Raw genomic sequence first — 23,643 nt, forward strand, 5'->3', positions numbered from 1 at the left:
GCTATGCCTGCTTGCCTGCGTCGGCCGGGAAGGTAATGCCGGCTTGCTGGCGCACGGCATCCATGATGCGTAGTGAGACGAGCGTGACATCGCGGTAGTGGCCAAGCTCGTGGCGTCCCGCCGGGGTCTCCCAAATCTCTTCCTTGACGTTATCGATGCCGCCGATGGCGGTGATGAAGTCTGTGAGTTCGTATTCCATAGTGTTGCTCGATTTGGGCAGGTCGAGCACGCGGCCGTTGTCGCCCTGTTCGCGCGGCGCCTCGGTCGCCGAGCCGCGTACGACGTCGCCGCGATAGTCGATGCGGACGTTGCGGGGCGTGGACAGATGGTCGATCTGGATAGTGCCACGCTCGCCTTCGATCTGCGAGGGCAGCAGGTCATTCGTAATTTTGGAGTGCGCGAGCTCGACGGAGATACGGCCACCGCCGTAGCTGGCGAGGATGGAACCGCAGCCGTCGATGGGGCCGTGCGTGAGCTGTCGCGTGGTGGGATCGAGCAGGGTGGTCATGCTCGTAAGGCCGGAGGGCATGCCGAAAATCTCGACCATGGGCTCGACGGTGTAGACGCCAATATCCATGAGGGAACCCGAGGCCATATTGCAGTCGAAGATATTGGTGGCGCGTCCCGCGAGAATCTCGTTGTAGCGCGAGGAATATTTTCCAAAGCGCAATGAGGCGCGGCGGATGGGGGCGATCTCACCCAGGGCGTCCTCGATGGCGTGGAAGGCGGGATCGTGGAGGGGACGCATGGCCTCGAGGGCCACGACACCTGCTGCCTCGGCAGCGCGGAAGACTTCCAGCGCTTGCGCCTCGGTGGCGCAGAAGGGCTTCTCGACGATGACGTGCTTGCCACCGGCGATGCAGGCAAGGGCCTGCTCGTAGTGAAGTGCGTTGGGGCTGCCGATATAGACGGCGTCGACGTCGGCGGCTGCCGCGAGCTCATCGAGTGAAGTAAAGTTTCGCTCGCCACCGCGCTCGGCGGTAAAGGCAGCACCGCGATTGGCATCGCGCGAGAGCGTGCCCACAAACGCGGCTTGGTCGTTGGCGTTGACGACCTGGATAAAGTCGTCGGTAATCATGGATGTGCCGATGGTCGCTATACGCAGCATGTATCCCCCTCGTGCCGTTCGGTTTACAGGATGAGTGTAGCGCGAAGGGGCAGGAAATAGCGTACGAAAACGCCGTTACAGGTCGCTCTCGTTAAAGCCGGTGTCGATATCGAGGTTGCTGCCGTCGGCCGCCGTGGTGGCGAGCTCGTCGCAGCGCTCGTTGAGCTCATGGCCGGCGTGACCCTTAACCCAGATGAACTCAACCTTGTGCTTGCTCTTTGCGGTGAGTAGGCGCTCCCACAGATCGCGGTTCTTGACGGGCTGCTTGTTGGCGGTCTTCCAGCCGCGTTTTTTCCATCCGTCAATCCAGTGCTTGTTGAAGGCGTTAACGACGTACTGCGAATCGGAATGGACTTCGACGTCGCAGGGGCGGTTGAGCGCCTCGAGTGCCACGATAACGGCCATGAGCTCCATGCGGTTGTTGGTGGTCTTGGCGTAGCCGCGCGAAAGCTCAGAGGTGAAGGTCTTGCCGGCGGGGTTGGTGTATTTGAGCACGGCGCCGTAGCCGCCGCGTCCCGGATTTGATCGGGCCGAGCCGTCGGTATAGATGATGACCTTCACATGGTTCCTTTCGTTGGGTACGTTTCGCGTGAGTGACCATTGTAGCGCCATGCCCGCCGGGGGCTAGCAATCTACGATTTCTACCCCGTCTTCCGACAGTTGGTTGGCATGGATGATGCGGTTGAGCTCGTCGAGGTATTGCTGCAAGAGGGGAGAGGGCTTGCGGTCGTCATGCATGATGTAGCCCACATGCATCGTCGGGGCGTCTGCCAGGGGGATCGAGGCCATGCCCCACTGCATTTCGCTGGAGAGTACGCCGGTCGACAGCGCATAGCCGTTCGAGGTGATAAGCAGGTTGGTGAGCGTCCCGCGGTCGGATACGCGGATATTGCGGTTGCAGGGAATATAGCTAAACGGTTCCTCGGCGTAATAGAAGGAGTTCGAGGTGCCTTGCTCAAAGCTGTAGCGCGTATAGGGCGTGAGGTCGGCAAGGGACAGCTGCGAACGGCGTGCGAGCGGGTGGCGTTCGCTGACGAACACGTGGACTTTTGCATCAAAGAGGGGATGAAAGCTCGCTCGGGCATCGGTAAAGGCCTTCTGCAAGACACGGGTATTAAAGTCATCCAGATAGAGGATGCCGATATCGCTGCGAAACGCGCGCACGTCGTCGATAATCTGCGCTGTGGTGGTCTCGCGCATGATGAACTCGAACTTGCTGTCGCGGCAGCGCTCGACTACGTTGACAAAGGCCTCGACCGAAAAGGCGTAGTGTTGGGCGGAAATGGCGAGGCGGGCTTGCGGGGTACCGCCGTCCTCGTAGCGGGCCTCGAGCATGTCGGCCTGCTCTACGACCTGGCGTGCATAACCCAAAAGCTCGGTGCCGTCGTTGGTGAGTGCAACACCGCGGCTGGAGCGCGTAAAGATTTCGATATGAAGTTCCTGCTCCAGGCTTTTGACGGCATTGGAGATATTGGACTGTGCCGTATAGAGGCGCTGGGCTGCGGCGTTGATCGAACCGGACTCTGCCACGGCGATCAAAAAGCGAAGCTGTTGGAGGGTCATCGGCGCCCGTCCTTTCGAGTGTTATCTATAAAACCGATAACAAGCTAGCGCTTTAAAGTGATTGACCGAGGAAAACAATGCTCGTACTATTCAAAACACACAAAGACGGTAGGTAATTAAGCCAACTACGGAACCGGGATGCGAAAGGAGGCCCGCATATGAATTGCTTACCAAGACGAATGCCGGGCTCCTGTTTGCGCCCGTCGGCGTGATCAGGAGACAGCGACTCACTTCTCTTACTCTTATTACTTTTGTTCGATCAAGGAGATCATCATGAGCCAGTTCATCAACAACCCCGAGCACACCTTTGGTTTCGACACCCTGCAGCTGCACGTTGGCCAGGAGAGCGCCGATCCCGCATCCGATTCCCGCGCCGTGCCTATCTACCAGACCACGAGCTATGTGTTCCGCAACTCCCAGCACGCCGCCGACCGCTTTGGTCTTGCCGACGCCGGTAACATTTACGGCCGTCTGACCAACTCTACCCAGGGCGTCTTCGAGGACCGTATCGCCGCACTCGAGGGCGGCGTTGCTGGCCTCGCCGTCGCCTCTGGCGCCGCTGCCATCACCTATACCCTGCAGGCTCTTGCCCAGGCCGGTGACCACGTGGTGGCTCAGAAGACCATCTACGGTGGCTCCTACAACCTGCTGGAGCATACGCTCTCCCAGTTTGGCGTCGAGACCACGTTTGTCGATGCCCATAACCTGGAAGAGGTTGAGGGCGCCATCAAGGACAACACCACGGTCATCTATCTCGAGACGCTCGGCAACCCCAACTCCGACATCCCCAACATCGACGCCATCTCCGAAATCGCCAAGAAGCACGGTCTGCCGGTTGTCGTCGACAACACCTTCGGCACCCCGTATCTGTTCCGTCCGCTGGAGCATGGTGCCAACATTGTCGTTCACTCCGCGACCAAGTTTATCGGTGGTCACGGCACCTCGCTGGGCGGTGTGATCGTCGACGGCGGTAACTTCGATTGGAAGGCGAGCGGCAAGTATGCGCAGATCGCCGAGCCCAACCCCTCCTACCATGGCGTCTCGTTTGCCGAGGCTGCCGGTCCCGCCGCCTTCGCAACCTATGTCCGCGCCATCCTGCTGCGTGACGAGGGCGCCTGCATCAGCCCGTTCAACGCTTGGATCCTGCTCCAGGGCACCGAGACTCTGTCGCTGCGCGTTGACCGTCATGTCGAGAACACCAAGAAGGTCGTTGAGTTCCTGACTGGTGATTGCCATGTCGTCAAGGTGAACCACCCGAGCCTGTCTGAGCACCCCGATCACGAGCTCTATCAGAAGTACTTCCCCAACGGCGGTGCCTCGATCTTTACCTTTGAGATTAAGGGTGGCCAGGAGGCAGCTTGGAAGTTCATCGATCATCTGCAGGTGTTCTCGCTGCTCGCCAACGTGGCCGACGTCAAGTCGCTCGTCGTGCACCCGGCTACCACCACGCACTCCCAGCTCTCTGCCGAGGAGCTCGCCGAGCAGAACATCACGCCCTCCACGATCCGTCTTTCCATCGGTACCGAGAACGCCGAGGATATCATTTGCGATCTGAAGCAGGCCTTCGCCGCGCTGGACGAGTAAGGCGACTTGTGCAAGGACCCCTTGCGACTCGATAGGTATAACTGCATAAAATGCCTGCTCAAGGCGCCTGTGCGAACAATGGTTGCACAGGCGCCTTATTTGCATAGAGAGGGTGCAAAAACAGGGTTTTTGACACGCTTTATGCATTCGAGTTGTGGAAAACTCCTGTTGAGAGGATGTGAGTTTTACGCAATTGACGTGCGCCTTTTAAGTAAAACCGCAGGTCGCGATTTGCTCGGGGTACTATGCAGCGCGATCGAATCACACGCAGCTCAAACGCAGCAAAAACGCACTACGGAGGTTTCCAGCTACATGAGGATTGATTCACGAAAACCGAAAACCGCCGCCCTTTCCGCCGCTCTGACCGTGGCACTTTTGGCGGGCGCCGGTGCAACTGATGCCCACGCCGCAACACTGTCCGATACGGTTGGATCTACTCCGTCCGAGACGACGCTGGTGCAGCCCGTTGACTATCGTGGCGATGGTTATGGTTCCATGCAGGAGTGGAACGCCTCGATGGAGGCCAAGCGCGATTCCCTGGAGATGCGCGCTCAGATCATCATGAATATGTATGGCGACTATGCCACCGATGACGAGCGCGCTGTGCTGCAGGGTTGCATCGACGGTGCGGGTAGCCTGTTGACGATGGGGGAGGTCGACGCCAAGTCGACCGAGCTCGATGAGCTGCGCGCTGCGCTTGAGGATGCCAAGTGCGAAGCGCTCGAGGCTGCCGCCGAGGCGGAGGCTGCCGAGGCCGCCCAGGCTTCGTACTACAACGCCGGTTACACTCCGCCTTACGCGTCTGCCGCGTCCTACGCGAACGGATCGGGCCTGACGCGCTCTGCGGGTGTCAATAACTACAACGGGCGCCGCGAGACCTATTACAGCAGCAATGTGCTTTATCACTATCGCACGGGCGAATGGACTCAGGATTCTGAGGGCTTCTGGCGCGATTCCGACGGCTATTACGTTGTTGCCGCGGGCGATATGGCCCAGGGCTCGACCTTTACGGGCTCCAAGGGTGATTGCAAGGTCTATGACTCCGGCTGCGCTGCCGGAACCACCGACTACTACACCGGTTGGTAATTTTTCTGCATCACGGATATTTGGCGGACGGGCGTCTTTACCGAGCTTTAGGGCAACGTAAGGACGTCCGTTCTATGTATGCGTTTGAGTTAACAGAGCCCTTACCGTGGCGGTACGCTGGGCGAATGGATGCGGAGCACACTGGTTCTTGAGAAATAAGGTCTTTCTCTTGGAGGAAGTGGTCTTGTGAATGCTCGAGATATTACCGTTGCCGCCGTCGCGTTGATGCTTGGCTGCCTTGGTCCCACGGCCGCGCTCGTCGCGGGCATGCAGGGGACATGCGGGGCTGCTCCTATCGTGGTCGGCGTGCTGATCGCGGACACGCTGCTGGGAAGCGCCGGTGTTGTCCTTTGTCGCGACGATGAGGACGAGGTTCCGGAGTCGCAACGCTAGCTGTTGTGAGATTGACCGCCGGTCATAGACGAAGATGAAGGCCGCCGCAGGGGAAAGGTTCCCTTGCGGCGGTTTTGCTGTTAAGGCTGTTGAATGCGGCGCGTTGGCGCTACCAGCTTTTCTCGATATCGCGAATGCGCTGATAGAGCCATTCGTTCTGCGGAACCTGGATATCGTGCTTGGCCGCGAGGCGGCGGACGGTGCCCGCGAACTCCTCGACCTCTGTTTTGCGCTGCGCGATGCGGTCCTGAGCCATTGAGGGCATACCGGCGGGGTCGATTCCCTCGATGAGGTGCACCATTTGCGTCAGGTCTGCTTCGGTCAGCTCAACGCCCTCGGCGTTGGCAACCGCAAGCGTCTCGCGCATGGCGGAGACAAAACAGCGGCGCTGCTCGGAGCCCGGCTCCGTGGCGCTTCCGTAGGTCCCGTCGTAGGCCATGCAGGTCTGGTTGATGCCGTCGTTGAGCATGAGTTTGGCCCACATGCGGTGCGCAATATCGCGCTCGACGGTATGGGCGATGCCGCAGCGCGTGTAGAGCCCGTCGATAGCGGCGACGGTCGCGGGGTCCGTGCCGGCCGCCGCGCCAAAGCGGATCTCGCCCGCATTGGTAAAGGTGAGCGCGCCGTTGAGGAACACGGCGTCCATGCCCTGGCAGATACCAAGAACGGTATGCTCCCAGCCAAAGCGTTCGGCAATCTTTTGCTCGCTCGTAATGCCGTTGCATAGCGAGGCGATGAGCGTGTTGGGTCCCACGACGCGCTCCATAGTCTTGAGTGCTTGGTCGAGACCGGTGGTCTTGACTGTCAGGATGACCAGATCGGCGGGCGTCGCCTCGCTGGCGCGGACGGACGTGAGATCGCAGGGCTTGCCGTTGACAGTGAGCGCATCGCCCGCGTGACGCTCAAAACGGGTGTCATCCATGATGTATTCGACGGCGTCGTTGCCGAGCGCCCGGGCGATCATGCTGCCGTAGAGCAGGCCGACGCCGCCCTTGCCGATAAAGGCGACCTTGTTGATCTGCATGTGAATCATCTCCCCATGTAAAAGGCGCCCGCGTAAGGGGCGCCTGATGGATTGTATGCTGCCAGGGTGATTGGTGGGTGCGCGGGGCGGCTGTTATAAAAAAGAAACGTTTGCCTGGACGCTACGCTGCAGGGCAGACCGCAAAGACATGCGCGTGGTCATGCCCGGCTCCTTTCATCGGGCTTTTTGCTGATGTTAAAGCGGTGCCGTGACAGCTCGATTTCTGCTGCGTTACGATACGTTCTCGATTGCGATTCCACGATGTTTCGGCTGCGTGACCATTGTGTTTCGCCTTGCCGGGGCGCTGATGGCGAAGGGAGGGGCCGTGCAATATCGCGTTGACCCCAAAAGCGGCAACCGTATCTCGGCGTTGGGTCTGGGCTGCATGAGGTTTCCCGGTGCGCCGGGACGTCCGGATGCGAAGACAGCCGATGCCATCATTTCCCGTGCGGTGGAGCAGGGGATTAATTATCTGGACACCGCGTATCTCTATCCCGGTAACGAGGCGTGCGTGGGCGCCTCGCTTGAGCGCTTGGGGCTGCGTGACCGGGTGTTGCTGGCGACCAAGTTGCCGCATGCTTCGTGCAAGTGCGCGGAGGATTTCGACCGGTTCTTCGATGAGCAACTGCGGCGCCTGCGGACCGACCATATCGACTATTACCTCATGCATAACATTACCTCGCCCGCCCAGTGGGAACGTGTGGTGGCGTTGGGCATTGAGGACTGGATCGCGTGTCAAAAGGCGGCGGGGCGCATTCGCCAGATTGGTTTTTCGTACCACGGCAGCGCGGTGGATTTCCTGACGATGCTTGACGCATATGACTGGGATTTTTGCCAGATACAGTACAACTATGCCGGCGAGCGTTACCAAGCGGGAACGGCAGGACTCATGGCGGCTGCGGAGCGCGGGCTCGCGGTGTTTGTGATGGAGCCGCTGCTGGGCGGGCGTTTAGCGGGCAAGCTGCCGCCACGGGCCCGCGCTGTCCTCGATAGTGCCCGTGACCCGCATTTGCGCACTCCTGCCGCCTGGGGTCTTTCGTGGGTGTGGAATCATCCTCAGGTGACGATGCTGCTTTCGGGTATGACCGATATCGCGCAGGTGGATGAGAATTCGTCACTGGCAGACCTCGCGTTGCCGAATTCGATGACTGCCAACCAGCTCGACACGATTGCGCGCGTGTTGATGGAGTTTGAGAAATCGAACCGTGTGCCCTGCACGGGATGCGGCTACTGCATGCCATGCCCCAAGGGTATCAACATTCCCGGCTGCTTTGCCGCCTACAACGCGAGCTATGCGCACAGCTGGTTTACGGGGCTGTCGCAATACTTTACGGCGAGTGCGGTGCGCACGAGCGAGCCCAAGCTCGTGAGCAATTGCGTCAAGTGCGGCAAATGCGCGCGCCACTGCCCACAGCACATCGATATTCCCGAGCGTCTCGACGATGTGCGCCGACGTTTCCAGCCTGGTCCCGTGACGGCGGTGCTTAAGGCCTTCGGCAAAACGCGCTCCTCATGACCCTTTTATAACTTGCGGTGGAATAGTTCCTGTTTGCGGCAGAATAGGGGCCAAACAGGAACTATTTCACCGCAACTGAAGGGGGCTGTCGTGGGTCATCGGGATTCATGTGATGATTTGCGTGAGGTTTGTTGGGGCGTTTTGGGCGCTGGACACATCTCTCATCGATTTGCTTCGTCGCTCAAGAAGGTCGACGGGGCACGGCTGGTGACTGCGGCCGGCCGCACTCCTGCACATGTCGAGGAATTTTGCCAAGCGTTTTCGATCGATGCTGCCCATGGCTATGCCTCGGTCGACGATAACGGCGATGCGGCTTATGACGCGCTGATTGCCGACCCCGATGTCGACGCAATCTACTTGGCTCTTCCGCATGGCATGCATACGCGTTGGGCCTGTCGCGCGCTGCGTGCCGGAAAGGCCGTGCTGTGCGAAAAGCCGGCCGTTTTGAGTGAGGAAGAGGCTTTCTCGATTGCCTCCACCTCTCGCGAGTGCGGCGTGCTGTTTATGGAGGCGATGAAGAATCGGTTTTGCCCGATGCGCACTCGCGTGAAGGACTTGTTTGCGTCGGGTGAGCTTGGCCGTATTGTCTCGATTGAAAGCGTGCAAAAGCTCGATTACGGCGAGTCTCCTTCGGGCTATCTGCTTGATCCGTTGCAGGGCGGCTGTCTATATGACATGGGCTGCTATGCGGTCGGTTGGTTTGAGGATTTGCTCGCGGGCGCTTGCGAGGTTTCGTCCCGTGAAGTTCGCTGGCGTGACGTATCGGGCGGTCGCGTCGATTGGGCCGACGAGATCCATATGAGCGTCGGCGGTATACCCATTCATATGGTGTGCGACGGCGAAGCAACATATGAAAGCCGCTTAACGATTGCCTGTGAGCGGGGCTCGTTGGAAATCGAGCGGCTCCATCGCCCCGAGCTCGCTCATGTGAAGTATTCCGACGGTCGAGTACTCGAAATCGATGCACCATTTGAAGTCGATGATTTTTACGGTGAGGCGTCGCATGCGACGCAGCTCATTCAGGCGGGGAAACTCGAAAGCCCCATCATGTGCCTAGCCGCCACACAGCGCTGTGCGCACATCATCGATGCGATTCGCTTGAAACTTTAGGGCGTGGGGGCATGGCGCCAGCGCTTGGAATGCCTGGAGGCCTTTGCTCTTGATGCCCCTTTTATAACTTGCGGTGGAATACGGTCTGTTTGCGCAAAATAAGGCACCAATAGACCGTATTTTTCCGCAACTGATGAGGAGGGAGCTGGAGATGCTGACGATCGGGTGCCATCTTTCGACGACGAAGGGCTATCGGGCAATGGGGGAGACAGCGTTGTCCATTGGCGCCAATACCTTTGCATTCTTTACGCGCAACCCGCGCGGCGGCAAGGCGAAAGACCTTGACATGGATGACGTGGCGGCCCTGCGCGAGCTTATGGAGCAAAACGACTTTGGCCCGCTCGTGGCTCATGCCCCGTATACCTATAACCCCTGCTCAGCCAAAGAGCGGGCGCGCGAGTTTGCCCTGGAGGCCATGGCAGAGGACCTGCGGCGCATGGAGGCGCTGCCCGGCAACTACTACAACTTCCATCCCGGTGCGCATGTGGGGCAGGGCTCCGACGCCGGCATTCAGATGATTGTCGACACCCTGTGCCAGGTGATGTTTGAGGGCCAGCAGACGACGGTGCTGCTCGAGACCATGGCCGGCAAGGGTACCGAGGTGGGCCGCAGCTTTGAGGAGCTGGCGTGCATTATCGAGGGCGTTGCCGCCAAGTGCCCAGAGCTGTCCGATAAGCTGGGCGTTTGTTTGGACACCTGCCATGTGAGCGATGCCGGCTACGACATCATCCATGATCTGGACGGCGTACTCGACGAGTTCGACCGCGTGGTGGGTATCGATCGCTTGCATGCCGTACACATCAACGATTCGAAGAACCCTTGTGGCGCCCATAAGGACCGCCACGAATGCATCGGTAAAGGCTATCTGGGTAGTGAAGAGTTTGGCGGCGGTATGCAGGCTATGCAGAATATTGTATCGAATGGCCACTTGCGTTCGCTGCCGTTTATTTTGGAGACTCCGAACGAACTTGCAGGTTATGCAGCTGAAATTAGACTATTAAGGTCATTGCAGCAGTAATGACTGTCACAAAGTAGAGTATTCCATTCACGTTATGGGTTTGTTTCAATCAGTTTTCTCATTGCAGATTCGTAATTCCGGGTGCATAATAGCCAACAGTTTTTGCAGACCTCTGAATCAAACGAGGTCACCGGAAGGAGACTGATTATGAAGCTGAAGAAGCTTGGCGCATTTGCCGCCACGGGTGCTATGGCACTCGCCCTTGCTCTGACGGGCTGCGGTTCGTCCAACGCCACCTCTGGTTCTGATGCCGGTTCCAGCAGCTCTGACGACGCTAAGGTCGAGAAGGTCGACGGCTCCAAGGAGTACGCGCTCGTCAAGGACGGCACGCTGACCGTCGGCACCTCTGCCGAGTACGCGCCGTTTGAGTACAAGGATGACAACGGCGACTACCAGGGCTTTGACCTTGAGCTCATCAAGGCTATCGGTGACAAGCTGGGTCTGGATGTCGAGTACGTCAACAATGACTTTGACACGCTGGTTCCGGGCGTCGCTTCGGGCGCCAAGTATGACGTTTCCATCGCGGCTATCACCGACACGCCCGAGCGTGAGAAGGAAGTCACTTTCTCTGATTCCTACTACATGGACGATCAGGCTATCGTGACCAAGGTCGATAACACCGACATCACGGCCGACAACTACAGCGAGAAGCTCAACAACGCCGACGCTACCATCATCGTCCAGTCTGGCTCGACCGCCGAGGCCTTTGCCCAGGAGAACTTCCCCAAGGCCAAGATCGTCCCCTACAAGGACGCCACCGAGTGCTTCAGCGCCCTGCAGTCCGATAAGGGCGACGCCGTAGTCACCAACCGCTCCGTTGCGAGCCAGCTGACCGCCGAGCAGTTCAACACCTGCCAGACCATCAAGCAGATCAGCACCGGCGAGGAGTACGCCATCGCCATCAACCAGGGCAACACCAAGCTCAAGGACGACATCAACCAGGCTATCAAGGACCTGACCGACGACGGTACCGTCGACGCCCTCATGGCTAAGTACAATATCAAGTAAAATAACTACTTGATTGCGCGCGGGCCCTTTCCGTTTTGGCGGAAAGGGCCTTTGCGCTTCTCTTGACGGAGAGCGTTTCCGTCTCGTTTTGCCGGCAACTTCTACGATAGGAGCCACCTTGTCTCGACTGAACAAAGGGGCTGCGGAGCAGCGTTTTCCACTGCCCTCGATGCTCCAAAAGCTGGCCTGTGCCCTGGCTGTGGCGCTCGCCCTGGTATGCGCGGGGGCCTGCGTGCCCACGACCGCCCAGGCGCTTGAGACCGCAAAGATTACCGCCCGACCCAATACCGGTTCGGGTAGCGATGTGGTCGGCGGCACCGAGACGCGCATCACTTGGGAAGTTCAGGCCGATGCCGACGAGGAGCTGAGCGGTCTTTCGCTGACGTTTGTCGACGGCACGACGTTTGGTACCGATGACACGCGATTGACGATGCTCTCGGGCGAGGACCTCATGGATCGTACGCCCATGAAGCCCACGTGCAAGGCTGACGGCCAGACGCTCAAGATCGACTTTGGCGAGACGGCGCCTGCCGGCGGCTTTTTCCGTGTCGAGGTTTACGGCGTGACCTTCCCCGTCGAGGGCGGCGATGAGGCCTTTAGCGGCACCTATACGCTCGCCGACGGTTCGACCAAGAAGATTTCAAAAATTCCTTCCGTCGAGATCAAGGGCGTGACGGCCTTCGATAACTTCCTGGCCGATCTTAAGGAGCAGCCGTGGGTCGAGGCCTGGAACTCCAATATGTTCCTGCGCCTGTTCTTGAACCCGGTCATTTTGGTCCAAAGCCTGCCGATCGTCTTTAAGGGCTTCCTTATGTCGCTCTCGATCGTGCTTGTGGCGTTTCCGCTGGCAATTCCCTTTGGCTTTGCCCTGTCGCTCATGCGCATATCCAAGTCGCGCATCCTGCGTTGCCTTGCCGGCATCTATGTGAATATCATCCGCGGTACGCCGGCGTTCCTGCAGATCTATATCGCGTTCTTCGGTCTGCCGTTGGCCGGCGTCAAGGTGGACGACTATGTCTTGGGCGTTATCGTCATGGCCATGAATTCGTCTGCCTATCTGTGTGAGATCTTCCGCGCCGGTATTCAGTCGATCCCCAAGGGCCAAAACGAGGCTGCGCGTTCGCTGGGCATGAACGCGTTCCAGACGCTGCTCTATGTCATGATTCCGCAGACGTTCCGTAATGTCCTGCCTACGCTGACCAGCGAGTTTATCTTGCTTTACAAGGATACGTCGCTGCTTGCCGCCGTGGGTGTGGTCGAGATCGTCATGAACGCCCGTACCATCGTGGCCACGACGGGCTCCATTACACCGTACGTGGTTGCCGCCCTGTTCTATCTGGTCATCACCCTGCCGCTCGCTCGCTCGGTGAGCGGTCTTGAGGCGAAGCTTTTGGGCACGGCCGAGACCAAGAAGAAGCGTCCCGCCAAGAGCGCCGGACAGGTTGTCGCGACGCCCGCCGATCACATCGCCGGTCTGTAAGGAGGTCCTATCATGAGCGAAACCAATAACTCGAACGAGGTCGTCGTCAGTATCAAGAACCTCCAGAAGGCCTTTGGCGACAACGTGGTCCTGCGCGATATCGATCTGGATGTGCACAAGGGTGAGGTCGTTGTGGTCTTGGGCCCCTCGGGCTCGGGCAAGTCGACGATGCTTCGCTGCATCAATCGTCTGGAGCATCCCACGAGCGGCTCGATTATCGTTGAGGGCGTGGATGTGTGCGCCAAGGGTGTCGACCTCAACAAAGTGCGTACGCACCTGGGCATGGTCTTTCAGCAGTTCAACCTGTTCCCGCACTTGTCGGTCAAAAAGAACGTCATGCTTGCGCAACAAAAGGTGCTCAAGCGCAGCAAGGAAGAGGCCGAGAAGATCGCCGTCGAGGAGCTGACCAAGGTCGGTCTTGCCGAGCGCATCGATTTTATGCCGAGTCAGCTTTCGGGCGGCCAGCAGCAGCGCGTTGCCATCGCCCGCGCCCTGTCGATGAACCCGCACGTCATGCTCTTTGACGAGGCCACCTCGGCGCTCGACCCTGAGCTCGTGCGCGACGTCCTGGGCGTCATGCGCGACCTGGCGCACGACGGTATGACCATGATCGTCGTGACGCACGAGATGGGCTTTGCCCGCGATGTCGCCGACCGCGTCGTCTTTATGGACGGCGGCGTCATTGTAGAAGAGGGTACGCCGAGCGAGGTCTTCGACCACCCCAAGAGCGAGCGCACCAAGGCGTTCTTGGGCAATATCTCGTAGCCGGTTGATGTAACTGCCGTTACAAAAGAGCGGGGCTGGACTTGAATCCAGCCCCGCTCTTTTGTAGGGATGGGGATGCGCTTTGATGCAGGCTCTCTTGGAGGCCCTGGGTTCGTTACACGAGCTCGGCTCCGAGGGCCTTGCAAGCGGTCTCGCCCTCGTCGTCGGGCGCGTCGTAGCAGATGGTGGAGTCCACGACGTTGACGCCCGCCTCGTCGGCGTCCGCCTTCCAGTTGTCCATCCATTCGCCCTCGGCCCACGAATAAGAGCCAAAGAGGACGACCTTCTTGTCGCCGAGGGTCTCCTTGACCTCATCCCACATGGGCTGGAACTCATCGTATTCAAGCTCCTCGGAACCCATGGCGGGGCAGCCGAAGGCGAAGGCATCATATTCGGCGACCTTGTCGGCAGAGAAGTCGGCGCAGGAGATGACCTCTGCCTCGGCGCCGGCACCGGTTGCGCCCTCGGCAACGAAGTTTGCCATGGCCTCGGTGTTGCCTGTACCGCTCCAGTAGACGACTGCGATCTTGCTCATATGTCTTCCTTTCGGTTGTGCGGCGTGCGGCCGCGTTTTGTATGCTCTATCGGGTTGCCTGGACAAGTTGTCCCAGAGTGCAGCCCTGTTGATAGATGTAGGTAAGGTATTGCGTGCATGCGCGATAGGAATCGAAGGTCGTGAGCGCCTGCTCAACGTTTGTGTATACCTTCCATGCGCCAAAGACCTTATAGTTTTCGCCGTGCTGGACGATAAACTGATGGACATCTTCGTAGGGATAGCCCAAAAAATAGCCAATTTCGTGGGGGAACTCGCACATGCACCCCGTATCGCAGTGCCTATTTCGCGCGAGCGCGCAGACGCTGCCGTCATAGGCACTCTCTGCGGCATTGCTGCTTGCCAGCGTGATGCGCGCGGCGAGATGCACCAGGGACGCGGGCAGGTTGTGGACATCGTAACCTTCGGCGGCAAGCGCCGTCGTGGCGCGGGGGTCGGAGAGGTATCGCATGAGGTCTGCAGGGCGGTACACATAGATGAGCGCTCCGCAGGGGCGCCAGACCAAAACGCTCATATGGATCCCGAGTGGCTGGAGCTCGCAGTTGCATTGGGCTATGACGGCGAGCAGGCGAGAGCGTCGCTCTTCGATATGGGCGGCGCTGGGTTTTCCGTTTTGGCTGGCGTAAACGCCGGGATAGGTAAAGAGCGAAGCCGGCTTGATACCTGCGAGCGTAGGGGAGCAGTTGCGCACGACAGCCGTTTGGTATGTTGGGATGTCAATGGTTCGAGTCACGATGCCCCTTTCGGGTCCTCAGTTGTTAGCCTAGGAAAACTTATACACGAAAGTAAGCCATGGTCAACAAAAAAGTTTGAAGAGGGAAACTAATTGACCGAACAGACATGATTTTGGGTTAAGATGGGGACACCCCATGGGGGTATCTAGATAGGGCTACTTGAAAGGGGAACGCATGAGTGACTTGCTCAGCCCTGCGAATCTCATCGTGCTGGCCGTCATTGCCGTCGGCATGTTTTTTGGACTGCGTCGCATTGCCGCTTCGACACACGGGAAGAGTTGTTGCAGCGATGGTGCGAGCGGCAAGAAGGCCAAAAAGGTTGTTGTGGTGGATACCGATGCATCACACTATCCCTATAGCGATGAGCTGCTCATCGGCGGCATGAGCAGTGACGGCTGCGCCCGGAATGTGACGAATGCCCTCAATGCGCTTGATGGCGTGTGGGCTACGGTAACGTACGCGGACCACACGGCACGCGTGCGCTCTAAGCAGCCGGTGGATCGTGATGTCCTCGAGACGGCCGTGAAAGACGCGGGCTACTACGTCATGACGCTGTAAGCGTCGCTCTGGATGCGCTTCCTTGGCTAGGCTCGTCCGCGCAGTTCGATGTCTTGGATGTCGTCGAAGTCGATGGCGATGTCTCGGAGCTTGAGGAGCTTGAAGGCGGGGAGCGCCTCGTCGAGGATGCCGGTGCGGCTGCGATAGCCGTATGTATCGTAATAGGTGACACGAACCAAGTCGCCACGTTTGAGACCCTCGAGTTTTTTAGAAAGCACGAGGGCTTTTTCTTCTGTGAGTTCGCATTTTGGCTCGGCGGTGATTTCCTGCTTGCGCACGAGCTCGTAGTATCCCGTGAGGGCGGCAAAGGGCATAAACTGCGCGGCACGGCCGGCACGGACGGTGCCGTTGGCGGTGAGCTTTGGGTCGGCGGAGCGACGTCTTCCCTCGGGGTCCGCTAGGCGTTCAAAAGGTGTCGGTGGTCGCATCGGCTGTTGTTGGGACTTAGGCACGATGTCCTCCTACCTGATCGTTGCGTTCGCGCGCGGTGGCGCCGGCGGTAAAGCTCAGCCCCTTAACCAGCGCGTTCTTGCCGTATTTGCCTTTCACGGCCAGCACGGCGCGTGCCAGGTCGCGCTCGCGCTCATCGGCCTCGATATCGCTGAACAGATCGATGGTGGCAAATTCCTCGGGCATGAGGTTGCCAAATCCCAGATTGATGCGCTTGACCGGTCGTTTGGGATCGACAGTCTGCGCCCAGAGCTCATCGAAATAGCCCATGATCTTCTTGAACGAATTGGTACGCTCGGGCAGCTTTCGCGAGGCGTTGGAGTGCGCAAAGAGTGCGGCATAGCCACCGCGCGGTTTGCCGCCATGCTCTCCCACAAAGATGCCATCGATTGCCTGCGCTTCGCGCACCAGGCGACGCCGTTCGTCATCGCGCTGGACGGGCTTGGGCGCACGGGGCGCGAGCTCGGGGCCGGCGGTTGCGGTGGGTTCGATACTCGATGTGCTCGAGCGCAGGTGCCCGCATCCGTCCACATACTGCGCTGTACCGCTGGCGTCGAGGCGGCGTATGTCGGCGCGTTCGCTCGCGTAGCCCACAAAGAGCGAGATGCTGTCGCAGACCACGTGCTTATCGACCAAGTCTAAAACGGCGTTGTCGACCATCTCGCGCAAGACGGTATAGGCCTGTTCGTAGGCATAACCCTTCGAGAGTACCTGTCCTGTGGTGGTCGAAGTTGCTTGCGGGCGATAGGCTTGGATATCGGCGATGGTTGTCGGCTCGCGCCCGAAGGCATGGTCGATGAGATATTCGGCATTGACGCCGAGCTCGTCGTAAAGCAGGTTTTCGTCGAGCGCCGCGACGCCCATCAGATCGTAGACGCCGTATTTCTCGAGGCGGGCTGCCACGCCGGGACCGATGCCCCAGATATCGGTGATGGGACGATGGGGCCAGATCTCCTTGCGAAAGGTCTCGTCGTCGAGTATGCCGATGCGGCTGGGTACGTGCTTGGCGGTAATGTCGAGCGCTACCTTGGCCTGGAATAGGTTGGGGCCGATGCCGACCGTCGCCGTGATGCCGGTGCGCGCGAGGACCTCGTCGCGCAGCGTGCAGGCGAACCCTTCCGCATCGGTGTGATAGAGGTCCAGATAGGGCGTCACGTCGATAAAGCACTCATCGATGGAGTAGACGTGCACGTCCTGGGGGCTGACGTATTCCAGATAGATACCGTAGATTTTCGCCGACACCTCCATGTAATGCTGCATGCGCGGTACGGCCGTGATGTAGTCGATGCCATCGGGAATTTCGAACAGACGGCAGCGATTGCGTATCCCGAGGTCCTTCATGGCCTGTGTGATGGCGAGGCAGATGGTCGTGCGTCCGCGTGATTCGTCGGCAACGACCAGGTTGGTGGTGAGTGGATCGAGCCCGCGGTCCACGCACTCGACGCTGGCATAAAACGTCTTGAGGTCGATGCAGATGTAGGTGTGCTGCTCGTGCGCCACGCGTCCTCCCATCAAACACATGTTCTTATCGAATACCTGTTCGATAATACCCGCTCGACCGGACACCGTCAAAACCTGTCAAAAAGGGACTGGTTTGTTTTGGTAGGTATGGTCGTGCGGTTGGATTGGGTTTTAACGCAGCTCTAAAGAGTGCGAAACAGCTCGGAAAACCTCGCTTCGTAGCATGGGCCTAACGATTGATACCGCCTATACGCATGGAAAGGTTGTGGAAAAGATGGTCAATTATGGGTTCGGTATGCCGACGCGCCTTGTTGCGGATGGAGACGTGGCTCGCTGGTGCGGACGATTGGTCGCTCACTACGGAGGCACCAAGGCGCTGGTTGTGCTGGGCGGTGACAAGCATACGCGCGATGAGCTTGTCTCGGCGGCACTTGGCTCGCTTGATCGAGCCCTACTCGAGCGTGTGCTTTTCCGCTGCGGCTCGTTTGAGGGCGACGGGGGAGACGAGCTGATCGACGAAGCCGTGGCCCTGGCGACCGACGAAGGCGTGGACTTTGTCCTGGCGATTGGCGATGCCGATACTGCTGGCTTTGCGCGCGAGCTCGCGCGTCGCATGGCGGCGCTCGATGCCGGCGAAGACGGCTTTGTGCCTTATGGATGCATTGTCTCGGAGGGCAAGGTGCCTGCCGTCGTGGGCACCGGCGAGGTTCCCGTTTTTGCCATTATCGCGCCCGAACTGCTGGAGGGCATCGGGTCTCCTCTGCGTGAGTTGCTCGGTAGCGTCTGCGCTGCGGCCTAATATTTGCCATAAAAGGACGGGTTTTTGGTTGGTAAAGCGTTTGACCTGCCAAAATAAGCCTGTCCCTTTTTGATCGGCTGCCGTTTGGGGGCGGATTAGCAACGCTCGCTGATTGTAGTCTTGACCTGCGCTAGAATAGTGGCATCTGAATGTCCGGGCGCATGGAGGCGTGCGCCCGTATGCTGAGGAGGACTCTATGGCAACTGTTGCCGCACCTATCGACGCTACGTCGACCGCCGCTTGGAAGGCGCTCGAGGCCCATCAGGAGAAGCTCGAGGCCGAGGGTATCGACCTTAAGGCATGGTTCGCTGCCGATGCGGAGCGCGTGAACAAGCTGAGCTTTGATGCCGGCGACCTGCACTTCGATCTGTCCAAGAACCTGGTGACCGATGAGACCGTCAAGCTGCTGTGCGATCTTGCCCGCGAGGTGAAGCTCGAGGAGCGCCGCGACGCCATGTTCTCCGGCGAGCACATCAACACCACCGAGGACCGCGCCGTCCTGCACACCGCGCTTCGTCGCCCGGCAAGCGAGAAGGGCCAGCTCATTGTCGACGGCCAGGACGTCGTCGCCGACGTGCACGAGGTCCTCGACCGCATGTATGCCTTCGCCGAGCGCGTGCGCTCCGGTGAGTGGAAGGGCGTTACCGGCAAGAAGATCGAGCACCTGGTGTCCATCGGCATCGGCGGCTCCGATCTGGGCCCGGTCATGGCTTACGAGGCTCTGCGTCCCTATGCTGACGCCGGTATCGACTGCCGCTACATCTCCAACATCGATCCCAACGACCAGGCCGAGAAGCTTAAGGGTTTGGACCCCGAGACCACGCTCGTGATCATCGTCTCCAAGACCTTCACCACGCTCGAGACCCTCACCAACGCTCGCGAGGTCAAGACCTGGATGCTCGAGCAGCTCAAGGCTCAGGGCGCCATCGACGGCTCCGATGAGCAGAACGCCGAGGCCGTGGCAAAGCACTTCGTCGCCGTCTCCACCGCGCTCGAGAAGGTCGAGGCCTTCGGCATCGACCCTGCCAACGCCTTCGGTTTCTGGAACTGGGTCGGCGGCCGCTATTCTGTCGACTCCGCCGTGGGCCTGTCGCTGATCGTCGTGCTCGGCCCCGAGCGTTTCCAGCAGTTCCTCGAGGGCTTCCACGCCATCGACGAGTACTTCTGCAATACCCCGCTCGAGAACAACGCCGTCGCGCTGATGGGCCTGCTCAACGTCTGGTACGTCAACTTCTTCGGTTCCAAGAGCCACGCCGTGCTGCCGTACTGCCAGTACCTGCATCGTTTCCCGGCCTACCTGCAGCAGCTCACCATGGAGTCCAACGGCAAGCATGTCCGCTGGGACGGCAGCGCCGTGACCTCCGACACCGGTGAGATCTTCTGGGGCGAGCCCGGCACCAACGGTCAGCACGCCTTCTACCAGCTGCTGCACCAGGGCACCGTGGTGGTCCCGGCCGATTTCATCGCCTTCGCCAATACCGCCAACCCTGCGACCGACAGCGGCCAGGATGTCCACGAGCTGTTCCTGGGCAACTTCCTGGCCCAGACCAAGGCGCTCGCCTTTGGTAAGACGGCCGATGAGGTTCGTGCCGAGGGCACGCCCGAGCAGATCGTCCCGGCCCGCTGCTTTGAGGGCAACCGTCCGACGACCTCGATCTTTGGCGACACGCTGACCCCGTTTGCGCTCGGCGAGCTCATCGCCCTGTACGAGCACATCACGTTTGTCGAGGGCACGGTCTGGGGCATCGACTCCTACGACCAGTGGGGCGTCGAGCTGGGCAAGCAGCTTGCCAAGCAGATCACCCCGGCCTTCCACGACGACGCCGCCAAGGCCGAGCAGGACGCTTCGACCCAGGCGCTCATCGAGTTCTATCGCGCGCATCGTAAGTAGTCGCTGCTGTTAACGCATCGTGCCTTATAGCCAGGGGCCCGTATCCCATCGGATGCGGGCCCCTTTGCTTTGCCGTGGCCCCGGGGCGCACGGCCTTTAAGGATCTTCGCCGGAGCGTCGCGTGCTGCGAGGGCCCTGCGTCTAGAGCTCGGCCTCCGCATGGCCTCGCTGCGCCTCGGGCAGCTCCCCGTAGAGCGGATGGTCTTCGAGCCTAAAGCGCTCGACCTGTTCGGGAGTGCGACCGCGTACAAAGAGCCACGAGCGATCAATCGGCGTCGCCATGAGCGTGCTGGGCAGCGCGTCGGCGCGGTCGGAAAACACCCGGGCACTCTCGGGATCCTGGAACGCCAGCACCAGATGCGTGTCGCAGTTGCCCATGATGGAGCGTGCGCGTGCCTCGCCATAGAGCGCATCGAGCTGGTTGGTCGACTGCAGCAGCAGCGTTGCCCAGATGTTGCGGCTTCGGATAATCGAGAGCACGTTGTCGATCTGGGGGATCTGCAGATTTGCGAAGTCATCGAGCATAAAGCGCACGGGCACGGGCAGGCTGCCGTCGGGCTGCCTATCGGCCTCACGAATGAGGCCCATAAACGCCTGCGAAATAAAGAGGCCGGTCAGCGGATCGAGATTGCGGTCAATATCGCTCACGGTTACAAACAGGGCGCAGGGGGTGTGTCCCATGGAAGCGAAGTCCACCTGATGGCACTCACGATAGAGCTGTGCCGCACCGTCGAATCCCAGACACATGACCTTTTCGGCAAGGATGCCGACGATGCTCGCGTGCATGCGCTCGGCATTTTGCGTAATGGCGTAGCGCCGCCATAGCGAGAGGGCATAGCTTTGGGGGTCGATCGTGATCAGGTCGTCAAACAATCGACCCGTGGCACCGTCCTGCAGGTGCTCGATCAGCTTGATGACCGAGCTGATCGTCTGCTCGTCGGCGGGTAGCTGTTCGGTGACGTAGGCGATAAGACACGACAGCAGGTTTGCCGCCGCATGATCCCAAAAAGGCTGGTTGTTGTCCTCGATGGGGCAGATGGCCTTTGCCACCGAGAGGATGTCCTGCTGGTTGGGCCTGCCGTCCGCCTTGCGGCGAATGTGCCTCAGGGGGTTGTAGCCGCAGCGCTCGATGCCGGGCGCAAGGGCCGGGACGGTGTTGAGGTCGGCGAAGTTGAGACATTGCACGCGGTAGCCGTGGGCTGCCAGCACGGGTCCCACTTCGCGACAGAGCGTACCTTTGGTGTCGAGCACGATGTAGCTTGCGTTCATTTGCAGCAGGTTGGGCTTGAGGACGTTTCGGGTCTTGCCGGCTCCCGAGGGGCCGATCACAAGTGCGTTGTTGTTGAGTCCCGTTTGGCGGGTGTCGCAGGAAAGCGTTCGATCCTTGGCGAGGATGGTGGACGATGCGGACTCAGATGCGGCGAGGCGGCTGGTGAGGTTAGACATGGGCGACCTCCTTGGTGGTCGAGAGGATTTCGTGGGCAAAGCCGAGCTCGACGGCGCGCTCGGCCGAAAGGTAGGTGTCTTTTGCAGTGAGGGACTGGATGCGCTTGGGCGTGAGGCCGCTGCGGTCCGAGAGGATTTGCGTGAGGGTCTTGCGGGTCTGCATGAGACGCCGGCTGGTTTCCTGCAGCGCAAGTGCCGAGCCACCTGCCCCCTGGGGGATCAGCGGGTCGTGAATCATGAGCTCTGCATGGGGCGCCATACGGCGATCGTCGCCGCCCATAAAGATCACGGCGCCCATGGACGCGGCGAATTCCAGGCAGACGGTGCGGATGGGGCACGATGCGAGGCGCATGGCGTCATAGATCGCAAGACCCGATCGCACGCTTCCGCCGGCGCTGGCGACAAATATGGTGATGGGGCGGCTGGGGTCGGTGGCATCGAGCAGGCGGATCTGCTGGCATAGGTCGTGGGCCATCGGGGTTTCGATGTTTCCCATGACGGAGAGCTCGCGACGGGCGAGCATCTCATCGTAAATGCTGGTGAGCGTGATACCTCGGGCGGATTCACGCATGGTGAGGGGGCTGATGATGGGGGAATGATTGGTGTCCATGAGGACTCCTTTCTGTTGGTGGTGTTGTGGAATAGAGTCGCTGCCCGCGGAGGGGCTGGCGGGCTACAGGGTTCGTCCGAGCCTGAGATCGAGCTCGGTTGTGGGGCAGGCTGCCTGTCCGTGCGGCTCGCAAGCGCCAAGGGCTCCAAAGCGATGGAGCGTTGCGACGGGCGTGGTGTAGGCGAGCCGCAGCTGATGCTCGATAGGGGCACATCCGTCATTTTTGTAATGAGCCGCGTAGTACTGCGCGATGCTGGCGTTCATCTCGCTGCCATTGCGATGGCGCTCAAACTGGCGTCTGCAGGTCTCGATGATCTTTGCTACCGACTTGGGTGCCGTCGCGGGAACAAGGGCGAGATAGCCCTCAAATAGCTCGTTGATGTTCAGGAGGCACAGCAGGTCGATCAGCGTCCTTATGGCTGCTCCCTCGGCGGAAAAGTGCGCGGTCATGCGGTTATATCGGTTGCGGTCGACGATGGCCGCATGGGGTCTTGGAGTTTTCTGCCCCGTGGTCCCGGGCTTTTGCAGCACCTGTGTATTGAGCTCGACGTTGCAGCGCTTGAGGCCGTCCAACGGAAGGAGCAGTGCGGTGCGCAGGGTGTTCCGCTTGCTTTCGAGTTCATGACGCTCGTCGGGTTCCCATTCGAGCTTGAGTTTCGTGTCGAGCGCCGTAAGCATATGGGCTAGGCAGCCTACGGTAAGAACGTACGAATCGTTGTCGCGTTTTGGGGCATAGGGGTCTGTCAGCTTGCGAATGTCGGGGTCGCCCATGATCTTTGTGCAGCGCTTCAGCAGTTGAGGGTGGTCGGCCAAGATCGTCGCGAGCGGTAGCGACGCGTAGTTCTTGATGGTCGCGGCGGCAAAGGCGGCGTCATATTCGTTTGCATATGCTCGCTCAATGCGGGCATCCAGAATGCTTTTCTTATCGCCGTCTTCAGCGCGGTGGTTTGTCATAGCTTCTCCAATCGGTTGATGTTCGTGCTGTTTGTTGATGTGTTGGTTGTCGTGAGTGATGTGCTTGCCGTGGGTGATGTGCTGACGTTGGGGTGCTATGCGGTTTTCAATGAGCCCGTGAGACAGTTGCTGCAGGGGCGGGATGGAACGGCCCATGCAAGGCGGAAGGCATCGTGCTCAAAATCGAGACAGCAATGCCCTGGGTGCCTCACATGTGGCAGTTACCTCATTAAGTTGTCATTGCGTTTGGGGTTGTACTTTGCCGATCTTCCTTCTCTTACACGCTAAAACTCAAACTTCATATGCTCGATCTACTTAAAACCGCAACGGCGGTCTTTTATCAACTTATATGTCGGAACGCGTCTTTGCAAGTACTTTTTTGCCTTTGTTTCAAATGGGCCTTGATTATCGACTTTATCCGAACACCTCCCTCATTCATCCGCACATGTGCGGATGAATGTGGGAACCCGATACCCTGAGGGCCGGGCCGGCCGGCCCCGGGAGATCGGAGGACGGCATGTCCGGAAAGAAG

23 protein-coding genes are annotated in these 23,643 nt (G+C 59.6%); 12 read left to right on the forward strand and 11 right to left on the reverse strand.

The window, feature by feature from the left end; all coding sequences use genetic code 11:
* Position 1 precedes the first annotated feature (1 nt).
* The 3 genes from AB5758_RS04590 to AB5758_RS04600 all read right to left on the reverse strand — a co-directional run bounded on the left by AB5758_RS04590 (position 2) and on the right by AB5758_RS04600 (position 2,671).
* On the reverse strand, positions 2-1,108 hold the full coding sequence (locus AB5758_RS04590) for a Gfo/Idh/MocA family protein (protein ID WP_196032630.1): 1,107 nt from the start codon (positions 1,106-1,108) through the stop codon (positions 2-4).
* Between the two features lie 75 nt (positions 1,109-1,183).
* The gene (gene rnhA, locus AB5758_RS04595; protein WP_161115755.1) at positions 1,184-1,720 is read right to left on the reverse strand and encodes a ribonuclease HI; all 537 of its coding nucleotides are present in this window, start codon (positions 1,718-1,720) and stop codon (positions 1,184-1,186) included.
* A 12-nt stretch (positions 1,721-1,732) separates the two neighbouring features.
* Positions 1,733-2,671 (reverse strand): LysR family transcriptional regulator, encoded by a 939-nt coding sequence (locus AB5758_RS04600; protein WP_161115756.1) that lies wholly within the window; start codon positions 2,669-2,671, stop codon positions 1,733-1,735.
* 273 nt (positions 2,672-2,944) lie between these two features.
* Here AB5758_RS04600 and AB5758_RS04605 point away from each other — a divergent pair, with 273 nt between their 5' ends.
* From AB5758_RS04605 to AB5758_RS04615, 3 genes are all read left to right on the forward strand, one after another.
* Entirely contained in the window at positions 2,945-4,255 is a 1,311-nt protein-coding gene (locus tag AB5758_RS04605; RefSeq protein WP_368141897.1) for an O-acetylhomoserine aminocarboxypropyltransferase/cysteine synthase family protein, read from the forward strand.
* 312 nt (positions 4,256-4,567) lie between these two features.
* Positions 4,568-5,341, forward strand: a complete 774-nt coding sequence (locus AB5758_RS04610) for a hypothetical protein (RefSeq protein WP_196032633.1) — start codon at positions 4,568-4,570, stop codon at positions 5,339-5,341.
* Positions 5,342-5,527: 186 nt separating this feature from the next.
* A complete protein-coding gene (locus AB5758_RS04615; RefSeq protein ID WP_368141896.1) occupies positions 5,528-5,734 on the forward strand; it encodes a hypothetical protein in 207 nt (68 codons plus the stop codon).
* Positions 5,735-5,843: 109 nt separating this feature from the next.
* Here the strand turns inward: AB5758_RS04615 and AB5758_RS04620 are convergent, their stop codons facing one another.
* Positions 5,844-6,758 carry a ketopantoate reductase family protein gene (locus AB5758_RS04620; protein WP_368152462.1) on the reverse strand — a complete coding sequence of 305 codons (915 nt, stop codon included), beginning with the start codon at positions 6,756-6,758 and terminating at the stop codon, positions 5,844-5,846.
* 325 nt (positions 6,759-7,083) lie between these two features.
* On the opposite strand from AB5758_RS04620, the gene AB5758_RS04625 reads away from it, so the two are divergent.
* From AB5758_RS04625 to AB5758_RS04650, 6 genes are all read left to right on the forward strand, one after another.
* The gene (locus tag AB5758_RS04625; protein ID WP_195624784.1) at positions 7,084-8,274 is read left to right on the forward strand and encodes an aldo/keto reductase; all 1,191 of its coding nucleotides are present in this window, start codon (positions 7,084-7,086) and stop codon (positions 8,272-8,274) included.
* Positions 8,275-8,364: 90 nt separating this feature from the next.
* Positions 8,365-9,384, forward strand: a complete 1,020-nt coding sequence (locus AB5758_RS04630; RefSeq protein WP_368141636.1) for a Gfo/Idh/MocA family protein — start codon at positions 8,365-8,367, stop codon at positions 9,382-9,384.
* A 151-nt stretch (positions 9,385-9,535) separates the two neighbouring features.
* Entirely contained in the window at positions 9,536-10,402 is an 867-nt protein-coding gene (locus AB5758_RS04635) for a deoxyribonuclease IV (RefSeq protein ID WP_368137461.1), read from the forward strand.
* A 147-nt stretch (positions 10,403-10,549) separates the two neighbouring features.
* The gene (locus tag AB5758_RS04640; protein ID WP_099431468.1) at positions 10,550-11,410 is read left to right on the forward strand and encodes an ABC transporter substrate-binding protein; all 861 of its coding nucleotides are present in this window, start codon (positions 10,550-10,552) and stop codon (positions 11,408-11,410) included.
* A gap of 118 nt (positions 11,411-11,528) precedes the next feature.
* Positions 11,529-12,890 carry an ABC transporter permease subunit gene (locus AB5758_RS04645; RefSeq protein WP_368141634.1) on the forward strand — a complete coding sequence of 454 codons (1,362 nt, stop codon included), beginning with the start codon at positions 11,529-11,531 and terminating at the stop codon, positions 12,888-12,890.
* Positions 12,891-12,902: 12 nt separating this feature from the next.
* Positions 12,903-13,655 (forward strand): amino acid ABC transporter ATP-binding protein, encoded by a 753-nt coding sequence (locus AB5758_RS04650; protein WP_117770154.1) that lies wholly within the window; start codon positions 12,903-12,905, stop codon positions 13,653-13,655.
* Positions 13,656-13,770: 115 nt separating this feature from the next.
* Here the strand turns inward: AB5758_RS04650 and AB5758_RS04655 are convergent, their stop codons facing one another.
* Positions 13,771-14,190 (reverse strand): flavodoxin, encoded by a 420-nt coding sequence (locus tag AB5758_RS04655; protein ID WP_368141632.1) that lies wholly within the window; start codon positions 14,188-14,190, stop codon positions 13,771-13,773.
* Positions 14,191-14,236: 46 nt separating this feature from the next.
* Positions 14,237-14,941, reverse strand: coding sequence for a DUF3793 family protein (locus AB5758_RS04660; protein WP_368141631.1), 705 nt, complete (start codon positions 14,939-14,941; stop codon positions 14,237-14,239).
* 175 nt (positions 14,942-15,116) lie between these two features.
* Between AB5758_RS04660 and AB5758_RS04665 the strand changes: the two genes are divergently transcribed.
* Positions 15,117-15,500: a heavy-metal-associated domain-containing protein gene (locus AB5758_RS04665; protein WP_368141630.1), complete on the forward strand. Its 384-nt coding sequence runs from the start codon at positions 15,117-15,119 to the stop codon at positions 15,498-15,500.
* 26 nt (positions 15,501-15,526) lie between these two features.
* Here the strand turns inward: AB5758_RS04665 and AB5758_RS04670 are convergent, their stop codons facing one another.
* On the reverse strand, positions 15,527-15,952 hold the full coding sequence (locus AB5758_RS04670; RefSeq protein ID WP_368141628.1) for a hypothetical protein: 426 nt from the start codon (positions 15,950-15,952) through the stop codon (positions 15,527-15,529).
* Positions 15,945-17,471 (reverse strand): Y-family DNA polymerase, encoded by a 1,527-nt coding sequence (locus AB5758_RS04675; RefSeq protein WP_368141640.1) that lies wholly within the window; start codon positions 17,469-17,471, stop codon positions 15,945-15,947. The genes AB5758_RS04670 and AB5758_RS04675 overlap by 8 nt, the downstream gene beginning before the upstream one ends.
* A gap of 163 nt (positions 17,472-17,634) precedes the next feature.
* On the opposite strand from AB5758_RS04675, the gene AB5758_RS04680 reads away from it, so the two are divergent.
* Together AB5758_RS04680 and pgi are read left to right on the forward strand one after the other, a co-directional pair.
* Positions 17,635-18,210, forward strand: coding sequence for an iron-containing alcohol dehydrogenase (locus tag AB5758_RS04680; protein ID WP_368155408.1), 576 nt, complete (start codon positions 17,635-17,637; stop codon positions 18,208-18,210).
* 196 nt (positions 18,211-18,406) lie between these two features.
* Positions 18,407-20,101, forward strand: a complete 1,695-nt coding sequence (pgi, locus tag AB5758_RS04685) for a glucose-6-phosphate isomerase (RefSeq protein WP_117564424.1) — start codon at positions 18,407-18,409, stop codon at positions 20,099-20,101.
* Between the two features lie 141 nt (positions 20,102-20,242).
* On the opposite strand, the gene AB5758_RS04690 is transcribed toward pgi, so the two are convergent.
* The 3 genes from AB5758_RS04690 to AB5758_RS04700 all read right to left on the reverse strand — a co-directional run bounded on the left by AB5758_RS04690 (position 20,243) and on the right by AB5758_RS04700 (position 23,111).
* Positions 20,243-21,547, reverse strand: a complete 1,305-nt coding sequence (locus AB5758_RS04690) for a VirD4-like conjugal transfer protein, CD1115 family (RefSeq protein ID WP_368141627.1) — start codon at positions 21,545-21,547, stop codon at positions 20,243-20,245.
* Complete coding sequence (locus AB5758_RS04695; protein WP_022094432.1) at positions 21,540-22,157, reverse strand: ATP-dependent Clp protease proteolytic subunit; 618 nt, start codon at positions 22,155-22,157, stop codon at positions 21,540-21,542. The genes AB5758_RS04690 and AB5758_RS04695 overlap by 8 nt, the downstream gene beginning before the upstream one ends.
* 63 nt (positions 22,158-22,220) lie before the next feature.
* Positions 22,221-23,111: a hypothetical protein gene (locus tag AB5758_RS04700; protein ID WP_368141625.1), complete on the reverse strand. Its 891-nt coding sequence runs from the start codon at positions 23,109-23,111 to the stop codon at positions 22,221-22,223.
* Positions 23,112-23,643: the final 532 nt, after the last annotated feature.

It is taken from the genome of Collinsella aerofaciens, assembly GCF_040926405.1.
Classification (GTDB): Bacteria; Actinomycetota; Coriobacteriia; order Coriobacteriales; family Coriobacteriaceae; genus Collinsella.